This window comes from Pseudomonas flavescens (assembly GCF_013408425.1).
In the GTDB taxonomy this organism is placed as follows: domain Bacteria; phylum Pseudomonadota; class Gammaproteobacteria; order Pseudomonadales; family Pseudomonadaceae; genus Aquipseudomonas; species Aquipseudomonas fulva_A.
The window spans coordinates 39,358-66,024 of record NZ_JACBYV010000001.1; the positions used below are offsets into that span (position 1 = coordinate 39,358).

General features: G+C 64.1%; 26 protein-coding genes. 14 read left to right on the top strand and 12 right to left on the bottom strand.

Going from position 1 to position 26,667, the window contains the following annotated elements; all coding sequences use genetic code 11:
• The first annotated feature begins 116 nt into the window (after positions 1-116).
• From FHR27_RS00150 to FHR27_RS00180, 7 genes are all read left to right on the top strand, one after another.
• Positions 117-506 (top strand): response regulator, encoded by a 390-nt coding sequence (locus FHR27_RS00150; RefSeq protein WP_042555104.1) that lies wholly within the window; start codon positions 117-119, stop codon positions 504-506.
• 106 nt (positions 507-612) lie between these two features.
• Positions 613-936, top strand: a complete 324-nt coding sequence (locus FHR27_RS00155) for a hypothetical protein (protein ID WP_042555105.1) — start codon at positions 613-615, stop codon at positions 934-936.
• Between the two features lie 693 nt (positions 937-1,629).
• On the top strand, positions 1,630-2,313 hold the full coding sequence (locus FHR27_RS00160) for a (2Fe-2S)-binding protein (protein ID WP_042555341.1): 684 nt from the start codon (positions 1,630-1,632) through the stop codon (positions 2,311-2,313).
• Positions 2,313-3,296 (top strand): FAD binding domain-containing protein, encoded by a 984-nt coding sequence (locus FHR27_RS00165; protein WP_042555106.1) that lies wholly within the window; start codon positions 2,313-2,315, stop codon positions 3,294-3,296. Before FHR27_RS00160 ends, FHR27_RS00165 begins: the two co-directional genes overlap by 1 nt.
• Before the next feature lie 167 nt (positions 3,297-3,463).
• Positions 3,464-5,686 (top strand): xanthine dehydrogenase family protein molybdopterin-binding subunit, encoded by a 2,223-nt coding sequence (locus FHR27_RS00170; RefSeq protein ID WP_042555107.1) that lies wholly within the window; start codon positions 3,464-3,466, stop codon positions 5,684-5,686.
• Between the two features lie 73 nt (positions 5,687-5,759).
• A complete protein-coding gene (locus FHR27_RS00175) occupies positions 5,760-6,728 on the top strand; it encodes an XdhC family protein (protein WP_042555108.1) in 969 nt (322 codons plus the stop codon).
• Positions 6,729-6,730: 2 nt separating this feature from the next.
• Complete coding sequence (locus FHR27_RS00180; protein WP_042555109.1) at positions 6,731-7,276, top strand: nucleotidyltransferase family protein; 546 nt, start codon at positions 6,731-6,733, stop codon at positions 7,274-7,276.
• A 71-nt stretch (positions 7,277-7,347) separates the two neighbouring features.
• Here the strand turns inward: FHR27_RS00180 and FHR27_RS00185 are convergent, their stop codons facing one another.
• The gene (locus FHR27_RS00185; protein WP_042555110.1) at positions 7,348-8,604 is read right to left on the bottom strand and encodes an OprD family porin; all 1,257 of its coding nucleotides are present in this window, start codon (positions 8,602-8,604) and stop codon (positions 7,348-7,350) included.
• Here FHR27_RS00185 and FHR27_RS00190 point away from each other — a divergent pair.
• Together FHR27_RS00190 and FHR27_RS00195 are read left to right on the top strand one after the other, a co-directional pair.
• Positions 8,603-8,881, top strand: coding sequence for a hypothetical protein (locus FHR27_RS00190; RefSeq protein ID WP_156152752.1), 279 nt, complete (start codon positions 8,603-8,605; stop codon positions 8,879-8,881). The two genes, FHR27_RS00185 and FHR27_RS00190, sit on opposite strands and share 2 nt — an antisense overlap.
• Positions 8,882-9,200: 319 nt before the next feature.
• Entirely contained in the window at positions 9,201-10,325 is a 1,125-nt protein-coding gene (locus FHR27_RS00195) for a metallophosphoesterase (protein WP_042555111.1), read from the top strand.
• Positions 10,326-10,374: 49 nt separating this feature from the next.
• Here FHR27_RS00195 and FHR27_RS00200 read toward each other — a convergent pair whose 3' ends face one another.
• From FHR27_RS00200 to FHR27_RS00220, 5 genes are all read right to left on the bottom strand, one after another.
• On the bottom strand, positions 10,375-10,881 hold the full coding sequence (locus FHR27_RS00200) for a (R)-mandelonitrile lyase (RefSeq protein WP_042555112.1): 507 nt from the start codon (positions 10,879-10,881) through the stop codon (positions 10,375-10,377).
• Between the two features lie 37 nt (positions 10,882-10,918).
• Positions 10,919-11,512 carry a flavodoxin gene (locus FHR27_RS00205; RefSeq protein ID WP_042555113.1) on the bottom strand — a complete coding sequence of 198 codons (594 nt, stop codon included), beginning with the start codon at positions 11,510-11,512 and terminating at the stop codon, positions 10,919-10,921.
• A 16-nt stretch (positions 11,513-11,528) separates the two neighbouring features.
• A complete protein-coding gene (locus FHR27_RS00210; RefSeq protein WP_042555342.1) occupies positions 11,529-12,518 on the bottom strand; it encodes an aldo/keto reductase in 990 nt (329 codons plus the stop codon).
• 235 nt (positions 12,519-12,753) lie between these two features.
• Positions 12,754-13,647 carry a LysR family transcriptional regulator gene (locus FHR27_RS00215; protein ID WP_179537485.1) on the bottom strand — a complete coding sequence of 298 codons (894 nt, stop codon included), beginning with the start codon at positions 13,645-13,647 and terminating at the stop codon, positions 12,754-12,756.
• A 143-nt stretch (positions 13,648-13,790) separates the two neighbouring features.
• Entirely contained in the window at positions 13,791-14,795 is a 1,005-nt protein-coding gene (locus FHR27_RS00220) for a LacI family DNA-binding transcriptional regulator (RefSeq protein WP_179537486.1), read from the bottom strand.
• Between the two features lie 170 nt (positions 14,796-14,965).
• On the opposite strand from FHR27_RS00220, the gene FHR27_RS00225 reads away from it, so the two are divergent.
• Genes FHR27_RS00225 through FHR27_RS00235 form a run of 3 tightly spaced genes read left to right on the top strand, consistent with a single transcriptional unit; the run spans position 14,966 to position 18,460 of the window.
• Positions 14,966-16,132 carry a Gfo/Idh/MocA family protein gene (locus tag FHR27_RS00225; protein ID WP_257026772.1) on the top strand — a complete coding sequence of 389 codons (1,167 nt, stop codon included), beginning with the start codon at positions 14,966-14,968 and terminating at the stop codon, positions 16,130-16,132.
• Positions 16,129-17,196: a sugar phosphate isomerase/epimerase family protein gene (locus FHR27_RS00230; protein ID WP_179537487.1), complete on the top strand. Its 1,068-nt coding sequence runs from the start codon at positions 16,129-16,131 to the stop codon at positions 17,194-17,196. Before FHR27_RS00225 ends, FHR27_RS00230 begins: the two co-directional genes overlap by 4 nt.
• A gap of 43 nt (positions 17,197-17,239) precedes the next feature.
• Positions 17,240-18,460, top strand: a complete 1,221-nt coding sequence (locus FHR27_RS00235; RefSeq protein ID WP_179537488.1) for a nucleoside permease — start codon at positions 17,240-17,242, stop codon at positions 18,458-18,460.
• A 39-nt stretch (positions 18,461-18,499) separates the two neighbouring features.
• Here FHR27_RS00235 and FHR27_RS00240 read toward each other — a convergent pair whose 3' ends face one another.
• The 3 genes from FHR27_RS00240 to FHR27_RS00250 are packed head-to-tail and all read right to left on the bottom strand — an operon-like array spanning position 18,500 to position 20,993.
• Positions 18,500-20,170: a phosphoethanolamine transferase gene (locus FHR27_RS00240; RefSeq protein ID WP_179537489.1), complete on the bottom strand. Its 1,671-nt coding sequence runs from the start codon at positions 20,168-20,170 to the stop codon at positions 18,500-18,502.
• 17 nt (positions 20,171-20,187) lie between these two features.
• On the bottom strand, positions 20,188-20,727 hold the full coding sequence (locus tag FHR27_RS00245) for a cytochrome b/b6 domain-containing protein (RefSeq protein ID WP_042555120.1): 540 nt from the start codon (positions 20,725-20,727) through the stop codon (positions 20,188-20,190).
• Positions 20,727-20,993, bottom strand: a complete 267-nt coding sequence (locus FHR27_RS00250) for a PepSY domain-containing protein (protein WP_042555121.1) — start codon at positions 20,991-20,993, stop codon at positions 20,727-20,729. Before FHR27_RS00250 ends, FHR27_RS00245 begins: the two co-directional genes overlap by 1 nt.
• 148 nt (positions 20,994-21,141) lie before the next feature.
• Between FHR27_RS00250 and FHR27_RS00255 the strand changes: the two genes are divergently transcribed.
• Together FHR27_RS00255 and FHR27_RS00260 are read left to right on the top strand one after the other, a co-directional pair.
• Positions 21,142-21,807, top strand: a complete 666-nt coding sequence (locus FHR27_RS00255) for a response regulator (RefSeq protein WP_042555343.1) — start codon at positions 21,142-21,144, stop codon at positions 21,805-21,807.
• Positions 21,804-23,165 carry an ATP-binding protein gene (locus FHR27_RS00260; RefSeq protein ID WP_179537490.1) on the top strand — a complete coding sequence of 454 codons (1,362 nt, stop codon included), beginning with the start codon at positions 21,804-21,806 and terminating at the stop codon, positions 23,163-23,165. The genes FHR27_RS00255 and FHR27_RS00260 overlap by 4 nt, the downstream gene beginning before the upstream one ends.
• A 38-nt stretch (positions 23,166-23,203) precedes the next feature.
• Here the strand turns inward: FHR27_RS00260 and FHR27_RS00265 are convergent, their stop codons facing one another.
• The 3 genes from FHR27_RS00265 to FHR27_RS00275 are packed head-to-tail and all read right to left on the bottom strand — an operon-like array spanning position 23,204 to position 26,661.
• Positions 23,204-23,524, bottom strand: a complete 321-nt coding sequence (locus tag FHR27_RS00265; protein ID WP_156152753.1) for a hypothetical protein — start codon at positions 23,522-23,524, stop codon at positions 23,204-23,206.
• 15 nt (positions 23,525-23,539) lie between these two features.
• Complete coding sequence (locus FHR27_RS00270; protein ID WP_042555124.1) at positions 23,540-24,577, bottom strand: HlyD family secretion protein; 1,038 nt, start codon at positions 24,575-24,577, stop codon at positions 23,540-23,542.
• Positions 24,574-26,661, bottom strand: coding sequence for a hypothetical protein (locus tag FHR27_RS00275; RefSeq protein ID WP_179537491.1), 2,088 nt, complete (start codon positions 26,659-26,661; stop codon positions 24,574-24,576). The genes FHR27_RS00270 and FHR27_RS00275 overlap by 4 nt, the downstream gene beginning before the upstream one ends.
• Between the last annotated feature and the right edge of the window lie 6 nt (positions 26,662-26,667).

The window sequence follows — 26,667 nt, forward strand, 5'->3', positions numbered from 1 at the left end:
CTGGCAGGCTGCGGTATCGCTGGCGCTGCTGCCGCCAGTCGGCAGCCGTGTATATTTATGAAATCTTGCTCATGGCCGCTGGTCAGAGCCTGACTCCTACTGCCCGGATCCATGCGATGCCACTGATAGTCATAGCCGAAGACGAACGCTCCATCAGAGAGCTCCTCGTGGAGATCTTCGAAGACGAAGGTCACCAGGTGAAAGCCTTCCCCTGTGCCGACGATGCCTGGGAGTTCCTGTCCAGCAGCGACGGTCAGGTGCAGATGGTGCTGACCGACTTCAGCATGCCCGGCGATATCGACGGTATCTTTCTCGCCCACCTGATCCGCGACCGTTTTCCGGATCTGCCGATCATCATCTCTTCCGGCTTCCTGGAAGGGACCACCGATTTCGAAGGCCTCAACGTGGCGGTGATCCCCAAGCCGTGGACGGTCAACCAGCTTCTCGCCATGTGCGCGGCGATGACTCCCGAGAAAGCACCTCAGGCTGGCATTCAGCCGGTTTGATCGCCCCCAGGGCACCTCGCTGAACAAGACTTCTCTCATCTGACTGCACAGAAAGGTCGGCGGATATGTAAAATCGCCGCCCCGTTTTACTGCTGGAGATGTCACGTTGGCCATTCACTACTCGCCTTCCCCTGATGCTGTCGCTTGTGGCCGCACCGGTTCGAGCCTCAGCGCCACCCAGGATCAGGCGCAGGTTTCCTGCAAGCTGTGCCTGCGCTCGCTCGAGAAGGAGGCTGCCCCAGCCGCGGCGGTCAACCGCACGCCGACCCTGGCCGAGCTGCGTGCAGCTGCCCGTGCGGCCAAGGCGCCGGTCAAGCAACCTGAGCCCAAGGCTGCGCTGAGCGTGCGCGAGGCATGGCGGCAGAAGCTGGAGCAGATTCCCGGTCGCAACCGGCTGCCACGCGGTACGGCGCGTCAGGCGTACGTGTAATCTGCCGCGTTGCCAGAACCGTGAGGCGATTGCGTTGCGGTTCTGGATGCTTCATCCCTTCGATACTGCCATGCCCTGACTTCAGCATCTTTCCGGATGGCGCAATGCCGTAATTCGGTCGATTACATGTTTAGGCAACTTCAAGCAACTTCCTGCCGTTCATGAATACCTGATAGCGGGGTTGGAGTGTCGGTGCTTGCTGCAACTATCAGCAGTCTCACGCGGTAATAGGCAAGTTTGTCCATGGGCAAGTTTCTCCAGTGCCGTTGCCTGCTCCCTGCAGTTGCTTCTTCATGTGTCAGGCATATAAAGAACTTTCTTTATTAATCTGCGAATAATCGCGGCCCCGTTGGGTGTCAGCCATTCATGAGCCTCATTCATCAGGTCTTGCAGCCATTCGCCACTAATCACCCGGGCCGATAGCTGCTAGCTTCAACGGTCGTTCGTATATCGCCCTTGCTTATACGAATACGTTCGTATTCGCGAATGCCCTGTCGTTGGTGGGATGGGCACTCGCTGTTGTGTGCCGATGCTGGATGTCTTTATTGTCCCGGACACTAAAAACAGTGAACCGAAGTGAGAGCCGCAGCTACCAAGTTCAATGCCTGGTGCAGTGGCGATAAAACGAAATGAGTCGTGGCAGCCGCCGATGTTCAGCGGTTTGCCGACATGAGCGACCTTGAGGTGACCGTGATGAAAGATCGCAAGACGTTGCACAGCCCGGTGGTTGAAGTGGATCCGGCCGCATTGGCGGTATCGCCAACGCGGCGTAGTTTTCTCAAGTTCGGTGCCTCTGGCATCGCCGCGGCGACGCTGTCCGGGCTGATTCCCGACAGCGCCCTGGCGACCGTCCAGAATGCGCTACCCGGTATCGAGGACAAATCGGCGCCCGGCGTCGGCGAGCAGCGTATCCGGCTGGTCGTCAATGGTCAGGTGCACGCGCTGAACGTACCGGCCAATGCGGTATTGCTCGATGTATTGCGTGACCGCCTGCAACTGACCGGCACCAAGAAGGGCTGTGATTACGGTCAATGCGGCGCCTGCACCCTGCTGGTCAACGACGTGGCGATCAATTCCTGCCTGTCCCTCGCGGTGCAGCATGACGGCGACAGCATCACCACCATCGAAGGCCTGGCCCAGGGCGACACCCTGCACCCGGTACAGGAGGCCTTCTGGGAGCACGACGCCTATCAGTGCGGCTACTGCACGTCCGGGCAGATCATGAGCGCCGTGGCGATTCTCAAGGACCCGAACATCCCCAGTGACGACGCCAGCGTTCGCGAAGCCATGAGTGGCAACATCTGTCGCTGCGGCGCCTACAAGAACATCCTCAGCGCGGTGCAGTCCGCGCGGTCGAAGATGGGAGGGGCGATCTGATGCGTACTTTCAATTTCGTGCGTGCCGAGTCGCCTGCACACGCCATCGGCTCGATGACCGGCGACGAACCACGCTCTTACCTCGCAGGCGGCACCACGCTGCTCGATCTGGTCAAGCTGGACGTGATGAAGCCCGAGCAGATCGTCGACATCAACCACCTGCAACTGAAGCAGGTCGAGCGCCTGGCCGATGGTCGGCTGCGCGTCGGCGCGCTGGTCAGCAACACCGATCTGGCCAATCACCCGCTGGTGCGCGAGCACTATCCGGTACTGTCCCAGGCCCTTCTGGCTGGCGCTTCGACGCAGTTGCGCAACAAGGCGACCACCGCCGGCAACGTCATGCAGCGGGTGCGCTGCAATTACTTCCGCGACGGTACTTCAGCCTGCAACAAGCGTGAGCCCGGCTCGGGCTGCGCGGCCATCGGCGGGCTCAATCGCAGCGTGCATGCGGTGCTGGGAACCAGCGAGCACTGCATCGCCACGCACCCGTCGGACATGTGCGTGGCCATTGCCGCCATCGGTGCACAGGTCACCGTGCACGGCGCCGCGGGCGAGCGGCAAATCCCCTTCGGCGACTTCCATCTGCTGCCCGGTGCGACACCCTGGCGCGAACATGCGCTGGAGCGCGGTGAGCTGATCACCCACGTGACCCTGGACGCGCCGCTTGCCGGCAGTCGTTCCGCCTACCTCAAGCTGCGCGACCGCGCCTCCTACCAGTTTGCCCTGGCCTCCAGCGCGATCATTCTGGTGCTCGACGGGCAGCGAATCGCCGATGCCCGCGTCGCCCTCGGTGGCCTGGGCAGCAAGCCGTGGCGCGCCACGGAAGCCGAGCGGGCGCTGATCGGTCAGCGGGCCACCCCGGAGACCTTCGCCCGGGTGGCGGAACTGGCGGTCAAAGGGGCGCGTGCATACGAGCACAACGCCTTCAAGATTCCACTGGGGCAGCAGGTGGTTATGCGCAACCTGCGCGACCTTACGACTTAGACCCTTATTCACGATCTGCTGCGCGTCGGCCCTACTGCGTTGAAAACAAGCTCGGAATGCTCATTTACAGCCGTAAACTCCGCTTCCTCGCTTATTTTTTTGGGGCCGCCTAGGCCTTGTATGGCTCTAGCTCGTTAGATCGTGAAAAGGCTCTTCAGGAGCTTTTCATGAGCGATAAAATCATCGGCGTCGCCCAGCGGCGCGTAGAAGGTCGTCAGAAGGTCAGTGGCGCGGCGTTGTATGCCGCGGATCATCATCTGGACGGTCAGCTTTACGCCTATGGCGTTTACAGCAGCATTTCCAGCGGGCGAATTTTGGCGGTTCACGACGAGCAGGCGCGGCGCATGCCCGGTGTCGTCGAGGTGCTGCACCATGGCAATTTCCCGCGCCTGCATCGCACGCCCAGTGGCGCCAAGAACCTGATCAAGAACATCCTCACCGCCAGCAAGGTGGACGAGCACCGGCTGCCCTTCGAGGACGACCGGGTCTATTACCCAGGGCAGTTCGTCGCTCTGGTGGTGGCCGAGAGTTTCGAGCAGGCAAGGGCAGCGGCCTATCAGGTGAATGTCGATTACCAGGCGGACGAGTCGATCAACAGCCTCGACGACGCATTGCGTACCCGCGGTGCCCGTGCCGGTGGTGGCGGTCACGAACGTGGTGATCCCGAAGCGGGGTTTCAGCAGGCGGCGCATCGCATCGACGTCACCTACACCACGCCGGTGGAAACCCACAATCCCATGGAGATGCATGCCACCACCGCCCATTGGCGCGATGGTCGTCTGTTCGTCTATGAAAGCAGCCAGGGGGTGGTCAACCACCGCAACGTGCTGGCCAATGTCTTCGACCTGTCCACCGATCAGGTCGAGGTACTGGCGCCTTACATCGGCTCCGGTTTCGGCGCCAAGCTGTGGCCATGGCCGCACTCCATCGCCGCCTGCGCGGCTGCCAGGGTTACCAAGCGGCCGGTGCAACTGATGTTGCCGCGCGAGCAGATGTTCACCACCGTCGGCCACCGCCCGGAAACTCGCCAGCGCATGCGCCTGGCTACCAATGGCGAAGGCAGACTGGTGTCGATCCGTCACGAGTCCTACAACAGCACCTCGACCCTGGATAACTACACCGAGACCTGCGGCGGGGTGACCAAGAGTCTGTATTCCTGCCCGAACGTGCTGGTCAGCCACAGCATGGGCCAGGTGAATCGCGGTACGCCGACCTCCATGCGCGCACCCGGAGCGGCCCCCGGGTTGTTCGCCCTGGAGTCGGCCATCGATGAGATCGCCCTGGCCAGCGGCGTCGATCCGCTGGTGTTCCGTCAGAACAACCTGGCAAGCAAAGACGAAAGCACCAACCTGCCGTGGTCCAGCAACCACCTGCCGGAAGCCATCGAGAAGGCTGCCGAGCGCTTTGGCTGGCACCAGCGCGATGCGGCCGTCGGCGCCATGCGCGAGGGTGACGAACTGATCGGTTACGGGGTGGGCGCCTGCAACTGGGAGGCTTTTCAGGTGGCGACCGATGCGCGGGTGATCCTCCGCGCCGATGGTCGCGCGCTGGTGCAGTGCGGCCTGCAGGACATCGGCACCGGCACCTACACGATCATCGCGCAGACGGTCGCTGAACTGACCGGCTTGCCGATGGATCGCGTCGAGGTGCAACTGGGCAATTCGTCGTTCCCGCCCGGCGCCCTGTCCGGCGGTTCCTGGGTGACGGCCAGCCTGATGCCTGCCGTCGCCGGCGCGACTCGCCAGGCGCTGGACACGTTGCGCGAGTATGCGGTGATGAACGACGGTCCTTTCGCTGGCCAGGACCCACAGAGCATCGAACTGGGGGAAAACGGGCAGTTGAGCAAGGGCGGCGTGAATGCCAGCTTTGCCGATGTACTGACCCGTCAGCGTCTGTCACGGGCCGAGGCGACTTACCACAGCGGTGCCTCGGAGAACGACAAGTACTCCTTCCGTTCCTTTGGCGTGCACTTCGTCGAAGTGCGCTGGGACCCGGGCATCTCGCGTCTGCGGGTTGCGCGGGTGGTCAGCGCCATCGACGTCGGCAAGGTGGTCAACCCACTGGCGGCGCGCAATCAGGTCGAGGGCGCGATCATCATGGGCATCGGCATGGCGCTGTTCGAGGCGGCCGAGCACGACCCGCGCAATGGCCTGCCGGTGAACAACAACTTCGCCGAATACATGGTGCCGGTGCATGGTGATCAGCCGGATATCGACGTGCTGTTGCTCGACTACCCGGATTACCAACTTGGCGAATTCGGTGCCCGCGGCATTGGCGAGATCGGTGTGACGGGGCTGGCTGCCGCCGTCGCCAACGCGGTGTATCACGCAACGGGGCGGCGCATTCGCAGCCTGCCCATCACCAAGGAAAAACTGATGGCCACCCGTTAAGGTGGGGTCGAACGAGCGCAGGCTGCCAAGCGGGCGGCCTGCGTTGCCTGGTTGATGTGGCGAGGTGGTGTAGATGAAGCAGCTTGACCTGCAGGTCGTTCAGCAGGCGCGTGCCTGGTTGGCGGAAGGGCAACCGATCTGGTTGTGCACCGTACTGTCGACCTTTGGTTCCGCGCCCCGCGCACCCGGCGCGATGCTGGTGGCGTTGCCGTGTGGTTCATTCTGCGGGTCGCTGTCCGGCGGCTGCGTGGAGGAAGATTTTCTCGAGCGCGTGGCGGGCGGTTCGTTCGCCACGCGCAATCAGGTGGTGCGCTACGGCGAAGGCGGATTGACGCCGACCCGTGCCTTGCCCTGTGGCGGTGTGCTGGATGTGCTGGTCGAGTACATCGAGCCTGGTGCTGCTGCCGAGGCGATGCTGGCGCAGGTCGAGCATGCACTCGGCGGCGGTGAACTGCTGATCCGCGATGTGCCGCTGGGCAATGGGGTCGGCGAGTGCCGGCCGGGCAGCATGAGCGATACGAAGATCCAGCGCGGCGAGGAACATGTGTCGATCCGCATGGGTGCCGTGCTGCGGGTGATACTGGCGGGGTGGTCGCCGGTTGCCGAGTTCTGCGCCAGCTTTGCGCTGTCCCTCGGTTACGAGGTGATCCTCTGCGATCCGCGGCCCGAGGTGATCGCCGAGGTGAGCCTGCCAGGCATGCAGGTGCTCGAACTGCTGCCGGCCCGTTTCATCGCCGAGCAGGGCGCCCACCGCGCCACCGCGGTGCTGGCCTTGACCCATGATCCGCGCATGGACGATCTGACGCTTATCGAAGCCGTGCGTACCGATGCCTTCTACATCGGTGCCATGGGCTCGCAACGCACCAGTGGCAAGCGCCTGGAGCGGCTGGCCCGTCTGGGCGGCCTGACGCCTGACGAGATGCAGCGGATTCACGCGCCAATCGGTTTGCAACTGGGCAGCAAGTCGCCGGCGGAAATCGCCCTGGCGACCATGGCCGATGTGCTCAGGGTCGCCAACGGCATCGACCGGGGGGCGCTGTAGCCATGCTCTCGAACGCTCCCGTGGTGATCGTGCTGGCGGCGGGTCGCGGCTCGCGCTTCCGGGCCTCCGGGGGGACGTCGAACAAGCTGCACGCCGATCTGCACGGCAAGCCGGTTCTCGAGCATGTGCTGACGGCAGTCGAACGCGCCGGGCTCGCCGTTCACGTGGTACATAGTGCTCCTGGCGATGGCATGGCCGATTCGATTGCCGAAGGCGTGCGGGCCACCGCAGGTGCTTCGGGCTGGCTGGTGCTGCCGGGCGATCTGCCATTGGTGACCGCACAGAGCATCCGCAGTGTGGCCGCTGCCCTGGCGGAGAGTGCCGTGGTGGTGCCGGTCTTCGATGGCGCCAAAGGCCATCCGGTGGGGTTCGCTCGCGAGTGCTTCGACGAGCTGATCGCGCTCAGCGGCGAGGCAGGTGCCGTATCCGTCGTGCAGCGTTACCGTGCTGCGGGGCGCGCGCTGCAACTGCAGCTCGATGATCCGGGCATCCTCACGGACATCGATACCCTCGAGGACCTGCAGCGCGTGCGCCGGCTGCTCGAATAGGGCGTCGTGCAGGCTGGCAAAGGTGATCGACGAACGACGACCTGCGGGTCGTCGTTCGCCTTGCGGCTGCCTTACAGAATGCTCAGCGGGTATTCGACGAAGGCGCGAATCTCGTTGAGGTCCGGGCCGACATCATTGCTGGAGCGGTAGATGGAGTTGCGCAGGCGCACGGAGAGGTCTTTGACCGCACCGTTCTGCACGGTGTAGCTGACCTGGTTGAACAGCTCGCGCTCCGTGCCTTCCTTGTCGCCGCCGGTGTCGATGTTGTCGCCACGCACATAGGCGAACTTGTAGCGCAGGCCCGGTACGCCATAGCCGGCGAAGTCCAGCTCGTAGCTGGCTTGCCAGGAGCGTTCATCCTTCAGGTTGAAGTCCGAGTAGTAGGAGTTGGCCAGGTAGACGCTGCTGCCGCCATCGCCGTAGTCATAGGCATAGCCGGCGTCGCCGGTGTTTCTCTGATGGGCGATGATGAAGGCGTGGTAGCCGACGCTGTATTTCGCCGCGAGGCTCCAGATGGTATTGCGGTCGTTGCGCCCGTCGCCGCCGAAATCCAGCGCTGCGGCTGAGTTGTCGTCGTAGTCGGTGCGGTACAGGTTGAAATCGAAGTTGAGCGCCTGGTTATCGCTCAGCGCCGTGGTGTAGTTGAGGTTGGCGTAGTACTTCTCGTAAACGTCTTCCACATCCGAGTGATACAGCGCGGCGCTCAGGTTGTCGGTGAGGGCGTAGCTGCCACCCAGCACATCGATGTTCTTCAGGCGGTTCGGGTCCCGCGCCGGGTCGCCCATCGGGCTGTCGGCGGTGAAGCGACCGGCGTTCAGTTCGAGGCCCTGCACTTCGTTGCTGGTGACCAGCGTGCCGGTGAACGATTGCGGCAGCAGACGGCTGTCGTCATGGGCGAGTACTGGCAAGGACGGGAACTGGTTGCCGTAACGGACCACCGTGTTGGAGAAGCGCAGCTTGACCGCCGCGCCCGCCTGGGAAAGATCGTCGACTGGGCGGCCATCACCGTCGGTGTCGAAGAAGGCGCTGTAATTGCGGCCGCGACCGCTGTCCAGCTTGACCCCGAGCAGGCCGAAGGCATCCACGCCTACACCGACGGTGCCCTGTGTGAAGCCGGACTCGAAGGTGGTGATGAAGCCCTGGCCCCATACCTTGGCATCGGGGGCGCTGTTCTTGAAGTCGCGGTTGAAGTACGCATTGCGCAACAGCAGTTTCAGGCTGCTGTCGGCGATGAACCCGTTGGATTCGGATTGTTCACTGGCCTGGGCCAGTGGAATGCCTGCTGCCAGGCACGCACAGACGAGTGCGAGTTTCTTGTGCTTGAACATGGATGCTCCTAGTCGATTGGCAGGTGTTGAAGTGTTGATTCACCATTCCATAAACATAATTATTATTCGCCTGGATATATCGAGGCAGTGCGATAGTTATCATTGGCGCAGGGGCGCGAGCCAACCACAGGAGTCGATTATTACTATCGATGCAAATGATGCTGAGCAGCAGGTGTTTGCCTATAACATTCGGGGTGATGAACTCATAACCATTGGCTTTCGAGAGAAGCCGGTGGTCTCTCCAGTTCATCATCCTTTGGTTTCCGCCTCATCATGAGGCGGTTTTTTTTGCCCGCAGAAAAGTGGGTGAATTAATACGGAAGTTTGCTTTGTGCTGTTTCTCATTGGAATGGGCAATACAGTTGGTGCTGATTCATGCTAGGTCGCGGTATTGACAGTTGAATGTTGTTATTGATGACTGCTGCTCATGAGGGTATTCGTTTGTTGATACTTTATTTGCGCCGCTTTTATCTTTATAGAGAGTCTGTTTGATTAATCCTGTCGCAAAGGCTTACAGGAAAAAGCGGCACCCCGTTGTGCTGTCGAGGTCACATGAGGCCGCAGCCGATTCACCTTCTGAACAAGCGAGATAAACCGTGTTTCACCTGATCACGGGCCTCATAGCCCTCTATGTATTCTGGCGAATGATCTGCATCCAGCGTTGGTCGCGCCCCGTCAAAGCTCTGTTGGGCGTGCTGATCCTGCTGGTTGCCGAGCACCATCTGATTACCCGCAGCTTCTTCGGTAGCATGGCTTCCCCGGAAATTCCGGGCGAGGTACTGATGTTATTGGGCTGGGCATTCGGTGCGCTGATCGTCAGCGCGCTGGTGCTGCTGGTGCTGGATTTCACTGCGCTGGTCTTCGCTCGGGCTGGCGCCGTCGGCCGTGCCGCCAAGGCGCCGGGTTTACGGGCAGGCGTTGGGGCGGCCGCCATGTTGCTGTCGGCCTTTGGCGTCTGGCAGGCGGTGCGGGTGCCGGATGTGCGCGACGTCGAGATCGAGCTGGCCCAGTTGCCGTCCGAACTGGATGGCCTGCAGTTGGTGCAGCTCACCGATCTGCACGCCAGCCGACTTCTGCAGCGCCCGTGGATGGAAGCAGTCGTCGCCAAGGCCAACGCGTTGCAGCCGGATCTGATGCTGATCACCGGCGATCTGGTGGATGGCACCGTCGCTGCCCGCGAGCAGGATGTCGAGCCGCTGCGTGATCTGCGTGCACGGCTTGGCGTGTACGCGATTCCCGGCAACCACGAGTACTACGCCGAATATCAGAACTGGCTTGGCCACTTCGAATCCCTGGGGCTGCCCATGCTGCTCAACGAGCACGTGACCATCGAGGACGCGGGTGCCAGCCTGGTGCTGGCCGGCATCACCGATCCGGCCGCCAGCCGCTTCGGCCAGCCGCTGCCCGACATCGAGGCCGCACTCGCCGGGGTGCCTCAGGAGGCGGCGGTGATCCTGCTCAGCCATCGGCCACTGGCGGCGTCGGGCAATGCCCTGGCCGGTGCCGATCTGCAGTTGTCCGGTCACACCCACGGTGGTCAGGTACTGGGTATGCACTGGGTCACTCAGGCGTTCAACGAGGGCTACGTGTCCGGGCTGTACACGGTGGGTGATATGCGTCTGTACGTCAGCAATGGCGCCGGGCTGTGGAATGGCTTTCCGCTGCGCCTGGGCAAACCGTCGGAGATCACCCGAATCACCTTGCGTGCGGCCAAGGGGTAGCTTCAAGCGAGTGAGCGAGCCGTCGCTATCGACGGCTCGCTGCCTTGCCCTACTGCGCAGAAGTGGCTTGTGGCGGCGTCGCGTACTGCTCGTCCGAGACCTTTTCCATCCACTCGGCGACCTTGCCGTCCAACTCTTCGGCAATGGCGATGTGGCTCATCGCCGTGGTGGCGGTCGCGCCATGCCAATGTTTGACCCCCGGCGCGATCCACACGGTATCGCCTGGGCGGATTTCCCGCCGCGGACCATTCCAGTTCTGCACGTAGCCCACGCCGCTGACCACGATCAGCGTCTGCCCGAGTGGGTGGCTGTGCCAGGCGGTGCGTGCACCGGGTTCGAAGGTGACCGTGCCGCCACTGACCCGCGCGGCATCGCTGCCCTTGAACGGCGCATCCAGGCGGACGTTACCGGTGAAGTATTCGGCGGGTACCTGCACGGACGGCTGCTCGCCAGCTCGTGCGATACGGATATCGGTGGCTTCCTGCGCGTCTGCGCTGAGGCTGCCCACCGATAGCGCGGCAGCTGTTACCAACGCTCTGGTTCGACGTGCACTCATGTCGTATCTCCTCAATCGATGAATGGGTGAGGGCGTTTCAGCCGCTGATCCCGGCGGTGTCGAGCCAGCGGTTGACGCGCTCCATGGTGCGGCGCTCCTGATCGGCTTCCAGGCTGAAGCCTTCGAGTACCCGCGCACCTCTGGCATGGCTGACGAGGATCGATTCGCTGTCCCCCAGCCCATGGCCGCCATGGGTGACGAACGGAATCAGGGTTTTGCCGGAAAGGTCGTGGGCGGCCAGAAAGGAACGGATCACCGCTGGTGTACTGCCGCCCCAGATCGGAAAACCCAGCAGCAGCGTGTCGTACGAGGCGAGATCCACTTCCATGGAGGCGAGCGCTGGTCGATAGCCACTGCTGCGCTCCTGACGGGCCTGCTCGACGGTCTGCAGGTAGTCCTCGGGATAGGGTGTGGCCGGCTGGATCTCCAGCAGGTCGGTACTCAGCGTGCGCTGCAGCAGGCCAGCGATGACGCGGGTATTACCGCTGCGCGAGAAGTACGCCACCAGCAGGCGCGAGCCCTGGCGCTGCATCTCTGCACCCCTGGTGGCCGGGCTGACGCCAGCGAGAAAGGGCGCGCTGGCGAGCGCGGCGAGCAGCGTGCGGCGCAGTGGGTCGTGAGTATCGCTCATGTGCGATGCCCGGCCGTCATCGACCGACCCTCGCCTGCAGCGCCGCTGGATAGCGATTGCCGGCAACCGGGATCTGTTCGACCGCATTGTTGATCCGGGTCATCTCGGCGGCATCGAAGGTGAGCGATGCGGCAGCCAGGTTTTCTTCCAGCCGTGCCAGTTTGGTGGTGCCGGGAATCGGCACTATCCAGGGTTTGCGCGCCAGCAGCCAGGCAATCGCCACCTGTGCCGGTGTCGCCCCCTTGTCCCTGGCGATTTCCTGCAGCAGCTCGACCAGTAGCTGATTGGCGTCCAGTGCGCTGGCTTCGAAGCGCGGCACCTGGCTGCGGAAATCGTCACTGCCGAACTGCTGCCCCGATTTGATCGCGCCGGTGAGAAAACCCTTGCCCAGCGGGCTGAAGGGCACGAAGCCGATGCCCAGCTCTTCGAGCAGCGGCAGGATTTCCTGCTCGGGCTCGCGCCACCACAACGAGTATTCGCTCTGCAGCGCAGCGAGCGGCTGCACGGCATGGGCGCGGCGGATGGTACTCGCGCCGGCTTCGGACAGGCCGAAGTGCAGGACCTTGCCCTCGGCAATCAGCTCGGCGACGGTACCGGCGACCTCTTCGATGGGCACCTGCGGGTCGACGCGATGCTGGTAAAGCAGGTCGATACGTTCGGTGCGCAGGCGCTTGAGCGAGCCCTCAACGGCCAGGCGAATCTGCCGTGGCTGGCTGTCGAGTATCTGCTGCTTGCCGTCGTCGCCGAAGGTGAAGCCGAACTTGCTAGCGATCACCACCTGATCGCGCATGGGGGCCAAGGCTTCGCCAAGCACGTCCTCGTTGGTGAACGGCCCGTAGACTTCGGCGGTATCGAAGAAGGTCACGCCGCGATCCGCAGCGGCGCGGATCAGCGCTATCGCCTGATTGCGATCGGTTGCCGGTCCGTAACCGTGGCTCAGGCCCATGCAGCCAAGGCCGATGGCCGAGACGTCGAGACCGCTGTTGCCGAGTTGGCGTGTTTGCATCTGCACTTCTCCCGTCAGGTTCGGCCGCTGCTTTCTGGTATCGAGCGCAGCGGGATCGAATAAGCCTGACTCACCTTAGTCAGCGGCTGAGGGCAGCACTAGGTAGCAAAGTCGGCATGCTGTCATGAGAAGAAATCATGAAATGATCGGATGGTTTCATGAGTCTTGCTCACAAGTTCATGTGCGACGCCGATCTCGCTCGCGGTGGGCAGGGCAGAGGTGGGCCTGTCGTTACTCAGCCTGGGTGCCGCAACGCATCGATGATCACGCCGAGGGCGCGGGAGTACTGGCGGCGGTTCGGGTAATACAGGTGGTAGCCGGCGAACGGCTCGCACCAGTCCTCCAGCACGCGCAGCAGACTGCCGTCGGCCAACTGCTCCTGCACCATGTCGTCGGGCAGGAAGGCCAGCCCGCAGCCAGCGATGGCAGCGCGCAGTACCGGCGTGCTGCTGTTGAAGGTCCACTGGCCCTCGACGCGGGCCTTCACTTCATGGCCGTCTTTCTCGAAATCCCACTGCAGCAGGCCACCGTAGGTCGGCAGACGCAGGTTGATGCAGCAGTGCCGGGCCAGGTCCGCAGGGGTGAGAGGGACCTCGTAGCGGGTGAAGTACTCCGGCGAGGCGACCACCGCCATGCGCAGGGTCGGGCCGATCGGCACGGCGATCATGTCCTTGGCCACCTGATCGCCGAGGCGCACACCCGCGTCGTATCGCTGCGCCACGATATCGGTGAGGGCGTAGTCGACGGTGATTTCCACCTTGATATCCGGGTAGTCGCCAAGCACCTTGTGCAACTTGGGCCAGAGGATGTTGTTGGCGGCGTGTTCGGAGGTGGTGATACGCAGCGTGCCGACCGGCTTGTCACGAAACTCGCTGACAGCGCTGATCTCCGCCTCGATCTCTTCGAGGCGCGGAGCCACCGTGGCGTAGAGCCGCTCACCGGCTTCGGTGAGTGCCAGGCTGCGCGTGGTACGGGTCAGCAGGCGAACGCCGAGACGTGTTTCCAGGCTGCGGATGGTGTGACTGAGCGCCGACTGGGAAACGCCGAGGTGCGCCGCGCCGCGGGTAAAACTGCCCTCCCGGGCAATGACCACGAAGGCCTGCAGGTCGTTGAAATTTTCTCTGGGCATCTACGATTCGGGCTCGGGAGGAGGATGTTCAGCGCAGCATCATAAGCAGGTCATGGGCGTCTCGTTCAGCGCTAATTTTCTCTTTTGATGTCAGCCGCAGTATCGGGCAAGCAGCACCGTCGGCCCTCGGCTCGCCGCCGCCGCTAGGCCTCGACAGGCGGCTGTGAGCAGGCTGCAGTACTCGAGCGAACCACCAGTTCGAAAGGCAGGATCAGGTGATGCTCGGTAATGCTCTTTCCTTCCAGCAATGCCAGCAGCATGGCCACCGCGTGCTGGCCGAAGGCTTCTGCCGGTTGCGCGATGGTGGTCAGCGGTGGGTCGCAGAAGGCGGCGAAGGAGATGTCGTCGAAGCCCGCGACCGAGATGTCCTCGGGAATCCGCAGGCCGGCCTGGCGAATACAGCGGATGGCGCCCATGGCCATCTCGTCGTTCTCGCAGAAGATCGCCGTCGGGCGGGCACCGACCTGCAGCAGGTGCGCTGCCGCGGCATGTCCGGACTGGCAGTCGTAGTTACCGTCCTGCAGCAGGGCAGGGTCGAGCCCGATACCTGCGGCGTCCAGAGCCTCGCGGTAACCGGCGAAGCGCTCGCGGGTCAGCGGGCTGTCCGGTGGCCCCTGGATCAGCCCGATACGGCGATGACCGAGGCCCAGCAGGTGCTCGGTCATGGTCCGGGCGGCGCCGCGGTTGTTCAGGCTGACCGTGGGCCAGGGCGCGTCGTCGACGATCTCGCAGATGTTCACCAGCGGCGGATGATCCTGGCGCGCGAACGGGTCGAAGGCGCGCAGCTGGATGACCCCGTCTGCCTGCCTGGCATCCACCAGCTCGGCGAACTGTCGCTCGGTTTCCGGGTTGCCCAGGGTGTTGCAGAGCAGCACCCGATAGTCGAACGCGCTGGCCGCTTCCTGAATACCGCGGATGACCTGGGCGAAGAAGGTGTTGGCGATATCCGGTACCAGCACCACCAGATTGCGGGTGCGCTGGGAGCGGAACTGGATGGCCATCAGGTTGGGTTTGTAGCCGGCGTGCTCGACGGCATCGAGGACTTTTTCGCGGGTTTCCGGCGACACCTGGGCAGGGCTTTTCAGGGTGCGGGATACCGTGGCGACCGAGACGCCAGCCAGTGCGGCTACCTTGCGGATATTTGTCATGCAGCCTCTGTTCTCTGGCCGGCTGCGAGCGCCGGTTCGCCGCTAGATTACCGCAACCCGACCGTCGTGGCGCGCTTGACCTGGATAATGGCGAGGTCTATATATTCATCAATGTAACCGGTTACATTGATAAGAATACCGATAAAAATAGCGCAAGACGGAGTTATTCAATGCCTGCTTCAAGCGTAAGGCTGGGAATGATCGGCGGAGGCGCTGGCGCCTTCATCGGCAAGGTGCATCGTCAGGCGGCTGCCTTGGCCGGAGGCATCGAGCTGGTGGCCGGCGCTTTCAGCCGTGATCCGGCCAGCAATGCCGAAACCGGGCGTGAATGTGGCTTGCCTGCACAGCGTGTGTACCCCAGTTGGCAGGCGCTGCTGGAGGGTGAAGCGGGCCTCGATCCCAATGAGCGCATCAACCTGTTGGCGATCGTCACGCCCAATCACCTGCATGCGCCCATCGCTGCCGCTGCGCTGCAAGCCGGCATCCATGTGTTCTGCGAGAAACCTGCAGCGCTGACCAGTGCCGACACCCGCAGCCTGGCGCAGTTGCTCGATAACGCCGATGTTCTCTACGGGCTGGCCCACACCTATCAGGGCTACCCGATGATCTGGCAGGCCCGGCACATGGTGCAGGCTGGCGAGATCGGCCGGGTGCGCAAGCTACATGTCGAATATCCCCAGGGCTGGCTCAGTGACGACCTTGCCGGTCAGGGCAACCGCCAGGCTGCCTGGCGTGGTGACCCGCAGTTGGCAGGGCAGGGCGGCTGCATCGGCGATATCGGGACGCATGCTTTCAGTCTGGCCGAATTCGTCAGTGGTCAGCGTATCGCGCGCCTCTGCGCGCACCTCGCTACCCACGTGCCCGGCCGGGCGCTGGACGATGATTGCGCGATGCTGTTCCTCACCGAGCAGGGAGCCAGCGGCGTGCTGCTCGCCAGCCAGGTCTGCGCCGGTGAAGAGAACGCCCTGAAGATCCGCATCTACGGTGACAAGGGTGGCCTGGAATGGCGCCAGGAAGAGCCCAACAGCCTGATTCATCGCTCGCTCGACCAACCGATGCGCGTGCTGCGTGCCGGGGCCAACCACAGCTGGCTGTGCGACGAGGCGCTGTGCCGCATTCGTCTGCCGGCGGGCCATCCCGAGGGTTACCTGGAAGCCATGGCCAATCTGTATGGCGACTTCGCTCGGGCGATTGCCGGCTCCCGCAGCGCCGCTGCCGCCCTGCCAGGCATCGAGACCGGCGCGCGCGGCATGGCCTTCATCGAAGCGGCGCTGGCCAGCCATGCCAGCGAGGCGAAATGGACGGTGCTGGCACCGACCGCAGGAGTACAGCCATGACCTCCAGTACAAAAGGCACTCGCGGCCCGGGCATTTTCCTCGCCCAGTTCCTCTCTGCCGAGGCGCCGTTCGACGACCTGAAAAACCAGGCCGGCTGGGCGGCGTCGCTCGGCTACAAGGGCATCCAGTTGCCGACGCTGGGGCCGCAGTGCATCGACCTGCAGCGCGCCGCCGAGAGCCAGACCTATTGCGATGAGCTCAACGGCATCTGTGCCGAGGCCGGTGTCGCCATCAGCGAACTGTCCACCCATCTGCAAGGCCAGTTGGTTGCCGTGCATCCGGCGTTCGACAGCCTGTTCGACGACTTCGCCCCGGCGCACCTGAGAGGTCGCCCCCAGGCGCGCACCGAGTGGGCGGTCAGCCAGTTGAAGCTGGCGGCGAGGGCCAGTCAACGGCTGGGCCTGTCGGCCCATGCGACCTTCTCCGGCGCACTGCTCTGGCCCTATCTGTATCCCTGGCCGCAGCGCCCGGCGGGCCTGGTGGAGGAGGGCTTCGCCGAGTTGGCGCGGCGCTGGCTGCCGATCCTCGATGCCTTCGATGAGGCGGGTGTCGACCTCTGCTACGAGTTGCACCCCAGCGAAGACCTGCACGACGGCGCCACCTTCGAACGCTTCCTGGGCGCGGTCGGTGGTCATTCTCGCGCGAACATCCTCTATGACCCCAGCCACATGCTGCTGCAGCAGATGGACTACCTGGGCTTCATCGACCGTTACCACCCGCGCATCCGCATGTTTCACGTCAAGGACGCGGAGTTCAGGCCCGATGCCCGTTCCGGGGTGTATGGCGGCTATCAGTCGTGGGTCGATCGGCCAGGCCGCTTCCGTTCGCTGGGCGATGGGCAGATCGACTTCAAGGCGATCTTCAGCAAGCTCACCCAGTACGGCTATCAGGGCTGGGCGGTGCTGGAGTGGGAGTGCTGCATCAAGGACGCCGCCCAGGGCGCTGGCGAAGGGGCGGCGTTCATCTCGCGCCACTTGATTACCCGCGCGGAGCGCGCCTTCGACGATTTCGCCGGGGGCACCAGCAGCGCGTCGCGCAATCGGGGGCTGCTGGGCCTGGACTGAATATGTTTAACGCAGTCTCGTGAACAACAACAAGGATAAGAACATGAGCACTTTGAATGTCAGGTTGGGCGTGATGATGTTTCTCCAGTTCTTCATCTGGGGAGGCTGGTTCGTCACCCTGGGTACCTTCCTGGGGCGCACCCTGGAGGCCAGTGGCGGACAGATCGGCATGGCCTACGCGACCCAGTCCTGGGGGGCGATTCTGGCGCCCTTCGTGGTCGGCCTGATCGCCGACCGCTTCGTCAATGCCGAGCGCCTGCTGGCGATCCTCCACCTGGGCGGCGCGGTACTGCTGTACCAGCTCTACCGGGCCGAGGATTTCGCCACCTTCTATCCGCTGGTGCTCTGCTACATGGTGGTCTACATGCCGACGCTCGGGCTGGTCAATGCGGTGGCCTTCCGGCAGTTGAGCGACCCGGCGGCGCAATTTTCCAGGGTGCGGGTGTGGGGCACGCTGGGTTGGATCGTGGCCGGCCTGGTGATCAGTTTCGTGTTCGCCTGGGATGCCCAGCAGGCCATCGCCGCTGGCGCCCTGCGCAACACCTTTCTGCTCTGTGCCGGTGCTTCGCTGCTGCTCGGGCTGTACAGCTTCAGCCTGCCAGCGACGCCTCCGGTGCCCGGCCAGCAGACCGGCATCAAGCGCCTGCTCGGTCTGGATGCCTTGCAGATGCTCAAGGATCGCGGCTTCGCGACCTTCTTTCTGGCCTCCATCCTGATCTGCATTCCGCTGGCCTTCTACTACCAGAACGCCAACCTGTTCCTGACTGAAATCGGCGTCGCCAACCCGACCGGCATGATGACCCTCGGCCAGGTTTCGGAAGTGTTGTTCATGCTGCTGTTGCCGCTGTTCATCAAGCGCTTCGGGATCAAGGCGACCTTGTTGGTGGGCATGGCGGCATGGGCGCTGCGCTATGTGCTGTTCGCCTACGGCAACAGCGGCGAGCTGGTGGCATTCCTGGTCGCCGGTATCGTTCTGCATGGCGTGTGCTACGACTTCTTTTTCGTCTCCGGGCAGATCTACACCGACGGCAAGGCCGGCGAGAGCATCAAGAGTTCGGCACAGGGCCTGATCACCCTGGCCACCTATGGTGTCGGCATGCTGGTCGGTTTCTGGGTGGCCGGCATGGTGTCCGATCACTATTCCAGCCAGGGTGCCCACGACTGGTTCAGCATCTGGCTGTTCCCGGCGGTGTTCTCGGCTGGCGTGCTGCTCGCCTTCCTGCTGACCTTCCGCGAGCGTGCCGCGGGCAAGCCGGTTGGCTGAGGGGCGCGCAGGTGGTGTAAGCCACCTGCGACGCACGGGTCAGCCTTCGCAGCGCGCCTCGGGCTGTTTGAGCAGCATGCTCAGTTGCTGCGGCGGGTGATGGATCAGGCCGCCTGGGGTTTCGCAGACGCGCTGGATGAAATTGTCGGTGAACAGCAGCTTGCCGTGCACGAAGTGCTCGTTGGGGCGCAGGTTGGGGTTGTGGATGCGCGTGCCGAGGCGCGCGGCCAGCCATTTGCCAGCCTCGTAGTGGCTGATCCAGCGTTCCGCTGACAGGCTCGACATGACCTGCGGCTGCGCCTCGCGGCCGATGACGATCACCGGCACGTCGCTGACTTCCGGTACCAGATCGTTGTGGCCCCAGTGGCCTCCCTCGCCCAGGCGCTGGCCATGGTCGCCGGTGATGATCAGGTAACGCTCACCCTCCAGCCGGTCGAAATCGGCGATGACCTCGGCCAGCAGGCTGTCGAGGTAGTGCACGGAGTTGTCATAGGCATTGCTCTGCCCGTTCGCGCCCTGGTCGGCCCAGGGCGCCGGCTTGGCTTCATGGCGGTAGTTCTGCGCATAGGGCAGGTGGGCGGTGCGCAGGTTGAGCACCACGAAGTTGCGCTCGCCCCAGCGCTGCTTGTCGAGCAGGTCGAGCAGGGCGCGATCCTGCTGTTTGAGGAAACGTACCGGGTGGTCCTCGCGGGTAATCGACACGTCCAGATAGCGGCTGCCCAGATTGGCCAGCAACTTGGATTCCTGCGAAGAGATCCAGTGGGTGCGAAAGCCCGCCTGCTTGGCGAAGCGGAACAGGTTGATATCGCCGGTGCGCAGCTGCGAGTCCTGCCCCGGTTCACGAATCGGATTGATCAGGTAGGGCAGGCTGACATCGGTGGCCACCCCGGCGGCGATGCCGGGGCGCACGAAGGCGCTGGGATGGTTACGCAGGTAGTTGGCCAGTTGTGGCGTGGTATCGCGGCCGTAGCCGAACACCCCGAGGCGATCACTGCGCAGCGAATCGGCGACCACCAGCCAGACATGTTTCGCCTCGCTCAGGCTGGGGCTGAGCGCGTATGGCGCGAAAGGCGCGGGTGGCAGCTCGACCTCCGGTTTGAGCGCCAGACGCACTGCCCAGGCGGAGAACACGTTGAGGTTGTTGTGCAGCGCGCTGCGGCTGGGGCTGGCGGCGAAGGAGTCGAGGTTGCGGTAGGTGGCTCGATAGGGTTTCGAGAGCAGCACCACGGCGATCAGCACCAGTGCCCAGCGGCTCTCCGGCAGGCTGATCTTGCCCGGCAGACGCAGGTGCAGGGCGAGCAGCAGGGCGTAGGGAATGGCCACGCAGAGCAGCACCGGCCAGTGCTGAGCGAAGCTGTGCGCCGCGGTTTCGCGAACCTCGCCGGGGTCGTTGAGCAGCGACTGGATATCGATGGCGGTCAGCGGCTCGCCGAAGAAGCTGATGTTGGCCAGTTGCATCAGTTGCATCGCCGCGAACAGCATCAGGATGGCTGCGCTGAGCCAACGCAGGTTGCATAGCCATAGCCCGGCACTGAACAGCCAGAGCACCGTGACATAGCCGAATTCCAGTTCGGCACGGTTGTTGGGGGTGAACAACTGCTGCAGAAAATCATCGGCGAGCAGCAACAGACAGCTGAGGGTGGCCAGGGCCACGAGCGACAACCAGGAGCACAGCGCTCCAGAGCTAAAACGCGCACGTATGGGCAGCATGGGTTTTTCCTGAGGGATCAGCGGTCTTCGGAATGGGCGCGGCGCTTGCCGGTGATCATCGACAGCGGCAGGTTTTCGCGCAGGTGGATACTTTCGATCAGTGCGGCGGCCATGTGGATGACCACCAGAGCGGCCAGGCCGTCAGCCACCCAGCCATGCAACGTGAGTGGCCAGTCGGCGCCCCACAGGGCGTCCACTTCCTGCATCAGGAAGCCGCTGATGCCCAGGGTGGCGATGGCCGCCATCATCAGCAGCATGACCAGGGCGCCCAGCGGCGAATGGCCGAGGCGACGATAGGCTTTGCCCCCGAGCAGGTGAGCCAGGTGTTCGGCGAGGCGCGCGCGCGTCGGCCAGAAGTCTGCCCAGCGGGCGCTGCGTGAACCGACGAAGCCCCACACCAGACGAACCGCCAGCCAGGCGCAGGCGTAGTAGCCGAGCCAGGTATGCCAGTCGTCACCTTCCTCGGTGAAGAAATAGTTGGCGACGAAGACCCCGGCCACCGACACATGGAACAGCCGGATCAGCGGATCCCAGAGTCTTATCGTCGCCGCGTGCATCAGTCTTCGATCTCGGTCTTGATCGCCTTGCCGGATACCGGATCGTGATAGATCTCGACCTTGCGCTTGTCCTTGTCGAAGCCGTAGATCTCGTAGCAGTTGCCTTTGGTGATCTTGAACTTGCTGATCTGGTAACCCTGTTCCTTGAGTTGCGCCTGGAATTTCTCCGGGTCCTGCCAGGTCGAGCGGTCGGCGGTGGTGCATTCGGTGCTGGCCAGGGCCAGCGGGCTGCCTAGCAGCAGTGCGAGAAGGGCGAAGTAGCGCATGGTGTGACTCTCCTGTGATGGTGAGTAGCACCTTGCGGCGCGAAGCTTAGGAAAGTCTTAATGGGCAAATCTCGGTAACATCTGTCCGTGCAAAACGGGCTGCAGGCGGCGCATCATGGCGGCCGCCATTTCTGACGAGGTGCGTCCAGTGCGTGTCCTGCTGGTTGAAGACGATCGCGCCCTGGCGCGCGGAATCCGGGTCGCCCTGCGTGGCGAAGGGTATACGCTGGATTGGCTGGAGGACGGCGTCGAAGCCGCCCACGCCCTGCGCAGCGAGCAGTTCGATCTGGTGCTGCTCGACCTCGGCCTGCCGCGCCTGGATGGCATGACGCTGCTGCGTCAGTTGCGCGCGCGCAGCGAGAATGCCGTACCGGTGTTGGTGCTCACCGCCCGTGACGCCATGGAGGATCGCATCCTCGGTCTGGATGCCGGCGCCGACGACTATCTGGTCAAACCCTTCGATCCCGAGGAGCTGAAAGCGCGTATCCGTGCCTTGCTGCGTCGCAGCCAGGGCAGGGCCCAGCCGGTACTGGAGTTCGCCGGTGTGAGCCTCGACCCGGCGACTCAGGAAGTGCGTTATCAGGGCCGCAGTGTGCCGATGACGCCCATGGAGTATCAGCTGTTGCACCAGTTGCTGATCCGCCCTGGGGTGGTGGTCACCCGTGAGCGCCTCGGCAACGCCCTCTATGGCTGGCAGGAAAGCGGCCCGGGCAACACGCTGGAAGTGCTGATTCACAATCTGCGCCGCAAGTTGTGCAGCGATCTCATCCGCACCGTACGCGGGGTCGGTTACCTGGTGGAGCGAACGCCATGATTTCCATCCGTACGCGCATCCTCGCGCCGACCATCGCCCTGGTGCTCGCCGGCAGCCTTGCCCTGGTGCTGCTCGCCCTGCGTGACAGCCATCGGCAGACCGAGGCGGTCTATGATGCCCAGCTGGTGCAGGCCGCCCGGGTGCTGCAAGGCATGCTGCAGCAGCCGGATGGCCAGCCGATCGACTGGCCGTTCGTTCGGCGCGCGCTGGACAACGCCCTGGACCTCTCCGCCGAAGGCATCTTTTCTCACCCTTATGAAATCAACCTGGCGTTCCAGGTGTGGGCCGCAGACGGCACGCTGCTGGTGCGTTCCGAACAGGCACCGCCACTGGCGTCACCGCCCGCACCCGGGATCCACGACTTCTTCCTCAACGATCAGGAATGGTGTGGCGTGCTGCTGGAGGATGCCGGTCAGGGCCTGCGCATCTGGGTGGGCGAGCGTGAGGATCTGCGCCAGGACCTGATCCATCAGATTCTTCAGCACACCCTGATGCCGACTCTGGTCTCTTTGCCCTTGCTGGCCGCTTTCATCTGGCTGCTGCTGGGCTGGGGGCTGCGTCCCTTGCAGCGCCTGGCGCAGCAACTGCGCGAGCGCCCCGAACACAGCCTCGAGCCTTTGCCGGCTGGCCCGCTGCCGCCGGAGCTGGAACCGATGCGCCTGGCCCTGGATGACGTGTTGAGCCAACTGCGTGCGCTGCTCGAGCGGGAGCGACGTTTCATCGCCGATGCGGCCCATGAGCTGCGCACCCCCCTGGCGATCCTCGATATCCATGTGCGCAACGCGCTGCAGGCCGGCAGCGTGCAGGAGCGCGACGAAGCCCTGTCTTTCCTGCAGCAGGGCGTGCATCGTGCCACCCGCATCGCCAGTCAGTTGCTGACCATGGCCCGTCTGGAGTCCCCTTCGCAGAGCCTGCAGCCCCTCGACCTGACTGCGGTGGTGCGCGAGGAACTGGCCGATCTCGCGCCGCTGGCGCTGAACCGGCAGATCGAGCTGGAACTGGAGGCAGAGGAAGCCGTGGTGATTCAGGGCGAGCGCGGTCTGATCGTCATCCTGCTGCAGAACCTGGTCAGCAACGCGCTGACCTTCTCCTCACCCGGCAGCGAAGTGAGCGTGCGGGTTCGCCGCGAAGGCAAGGGCGTGCACCTGCAGGTGGTCGACCAGGGGCCCGGTGTCGAAGCTGCGCGGTTGCCGCGTCTGGGGGAGCGTTTCCACAGTGCGGGCAACCCTCAGGGCGCAGGGCTGGGGCTGGCCATCGTCGGTATGATCGCTCGCCATCTGGGCGGCTCCATCGGCTTCGCCAACGCCAGCCCGCAGGGCTTCAGTGCGGTGGTCAGGTTTCCCGACCCGGCGAGTTGAGCACTGGCGCTATTCGCTCGCGGCGCAGAGCGGGCCGTTCAGGATTCGCCGTAGCGGGTTCGCAGGAGCGGCAGGCCGGTTTCCTGCCAGAACACCAGACTGACCCGCCCGGATGACATGCCGCCGTGGCTGTAGCGGTCGACGAACACGCACGAGGTCGGCGAGTCCGCTCTCGTGCCGACCAGCCGTTCGAAGGTCGCCTGCAGCAGCTCATCCAGCTGCGCTGCCGTTGCCGGAAGAGCGGTGCCTGCCAATGTCGCGGCCATGTCCGCCCACAGGTAGGGATCGCCGCGCAATCCCCACTGTATCGGTTCGGGCTGGAAGAGTGCCGCCATGTCCTGACTGGTACCTGGGGTCATGGTTTCGCCAGCCATCTAGAAACGCATGCCGAACAGGGTGAAGCGCTCGTTCGGGAAGCGGACCCGCACCGGCAGCGAGTCCACGCGCCATTCGTTGGCCAGTGGTTCGGTGAAGCGAGCCGGTACCATCAGGCCGCGGGTCGGGCTGCGAAACGGCTGACGCAGGTCGCTGGGCAGCGGGTTGGCACTTTCCGCGGGGTTGATCACTTCGGCCCTGGTCCAGCCGCCGTCGGGCAGGCGCACGTCGAGCTGCGAACCCGGGGTGGCATGTTCGACGTCCTTGGGGTCCAGGTACACCCACAGTTGCGCCGGGCCGCTGCGCTCCAGGCGCATCAGCAAGGTGCCGGGACCCACGTTCTCGCCCGGTGCGGTGACCACTTCGGCAATCCGTCCCGGCTCGCTGGCGGCGACCTTCAGTTGCTGCAATTGTCCGGTCAGCCACTGGCGTTCGAGTTGTTGCTGGCGCTCATAGCGGTCGCTTTCGCTGCTGCCGCCACCACTGAGGCTTCGTTCGAAGGCCAGCAATTCGGCCTGACGGCTATCCAGCGCGTTCTGCGCCTCGACCAGCTCGCCGCGGGTGGCGGCACCTTGCTGCACCAGGCGACGGGTGTCGTTGACCCGCTGTGAGGCCCGGTTGACCAGGCTCTGCAGGACCGCACGATTGCGTGTGCCGAGATCACCGAGCGGCGCGGCGGCAGGTGCTGCACTGCCTTGCAGCAGGTTGAGGCGCAAACGCCACTCGGGGTTGTCGAGTTCCACCAGCGGCGCGCCGACGTCCACGTGATCACCTGCCTGCACGGCGATGTTCCTGACCTGGCCGGGCTGCATGGCGCGTACTTCCAGGGTCGGCAAGCGGACCAGCGCCGGCGCCTCGATGCGCACCAGCTCGAGGCCGTAGCGACCGGCCAGCCACAGGGCGGGCAACAGAATCAGGAACAGGATCAGGTACCAGCGCAGGCGAAACGCCAGGCGCTTGCCGGGGGCGTAGAGCACCTCCACGCCATTGTCCTGGGTCGGGTGTCTTTCCTTGGGGCTATTGAAACGTATCTTCATCGGCTTCTCGGGTAATCAGTCCAGGATTGCCAGTCGATTCCGCCCAATCCAGCCGGGTGCAGAACGTTCTGCCAGTTCAGTACCTGTTGTTGCAATTGCTCATGGGACGCGTCGGCCCAGCTCAGATCGGCGGGTTGATCGACCTCCACGCTCTGCGCCAGACGCAGCTTCAGCGCCGGCCATTGCCTGGCGATGGCCAGGGCGCGGTTGGCGCTGCTCTGCGGGCTGCGGGTGTAGATCATCAGGCTGATCTCGCCCACCCCGATGCGCTGCAGTTCGCAAGGCACACAGGGATTGCGCGCGGCTTCTTCGGCGAACCAGCGCGGGTGGCTGGACAGGTTGATCGGCCAGGGTGCGGCAGCCTTGGCTTCGCGCAGGGTGTCGAGCCAGTCGCGCAGGCGTTGATCCGGGACCGGCCAGCCGAGCTGCTCGACTTCCAGATCCAGGTGCAGTGCATCGAAAGGCAGGTCCCGGAGTTGCCCGATCAGGCTGATCAGCCCCTGGCGCTGGCGCGCTTTCATCCAGTCCGGATCACCGAGCAGCAGGGTGACTTGCATATTCTGTGCGTGAGCGGCCTGCAGCAGTTCGGCCAGTGCCTGGCGGGTGTTGCGCATATCGGCGACCTGCAAGCTGGTCAGCCCGACGTGCAACTGGCTGATACCGGCCTGCTGCAAGGCGCTCAACTGGCCGGGGCGCTTGTCGGGGTCGAGCAGCGCCGTGCTGTCCCAGATGTAGACGCCCTGATTCCATTGGGTTTGCGTGGCCACCTGGGCGGGCATCACGGTGTTTTCACCCTGCCAGTGCACCACACGGTTACCGAGCAGGCGTTCGAAACCGGCGCTGTCATCGCCGAACAGGCGCAGCGCCGAGTCCTGCAGCCAGGCACCGTGCCAGGCGGAGATCTGTGCGAACCCGGCGTTGTAATGATCGACCTGGGCCTGCAGCAGCCGCAGGCTGGCTTCACCCGCATCCAGGCTGCCGCGCTGGCGTCGTTCGGCGATGATCGTGTCCAGCGCCTCACGGCGCTCGCTGCGCCACTGGTATTCATTGAGTTCGCGGCGCTGCTGTTCCAGCACCTTGCCCAGCTCGCGCAGCACGTTGCCGCGCTCGCGTTCCAGCGCCTGCACGGCGGCCTGGTAGCGTGCCTCACCCTCACGGCCACGGGCAGAGCCGTAGTCGAGCAGGTCGAATGGAGCGGAGAAGGTGATACCGGCGCTCAGGCCACTGCCGTCATCGCTCGCTCCACTGCGCTGTTCCAGGGTCTGGGCGACGTTCACATAGGATTCTATGGAGCTGTACCAGGGCTGCTTGCGGCCCAGTTCGGCGTTGGCCAATTCGGCGCTGCGCCCGGCCACGCGCGGGTTGTCCTCCAGCTGCGTTTGCCAGGCCTGCAGCGGTTGCGGCTCACTAGCCAGGGCGGTTGCGACCGGTGTGTCATGGGCATCGACCTGTACGCCGAGGCTTTGCAGGCTGGCGCGGATATCTTCCAGCAGGCCATTCTGCATGGCGCAGCGGCGGCTCACTGCCGTCCATTCGCTGCGCATCAGTTGCGCGTCGGAGGGCAGAATCCAGTTGCCGCTCAGACGCGTCTGCACCTGTTGGTCGGCATCACGGGCCGCTTGCTGAACGCCTTCGCAGAGCTTCTGTTCCTCCGTCGCGCGCCACCAGTCCGCGTAGGTGCTGCGGATCGCCAGACGCTGCTGGGCACGCTGGTAGCCCTGTTCGATCTCGCCGAGACGAATGTCGCGTTCGCTGTCGCGCACCGCATCCACACGGCGGCGCAGGCTGCCGAGCAGGGGATAGCGCACGCCAACCGCGAAGCTTCGGCCGTAGTAATCATCGCGCACGTCGTCGGTCACCAGTTCGCGGTAACGGCCGACGTTGGCATTGCCGAACATCTCCCAGCCGGATTCGCTTTCGCGCTGGTCGCGAGCGGCATAGCGCGCTTGCAGTTCGGCATTGACCGCCTGGTTGCCGTCACCGGCCTGTTGCAAGGCCTGCTCCAGGGTCAGTGGTGCGGCGCTGGCCAGCAGCGGCGCGCAGCACAGCAGCGGCAGCAGACGTGAAGGTCGTGGTGCAGTCATCGAATA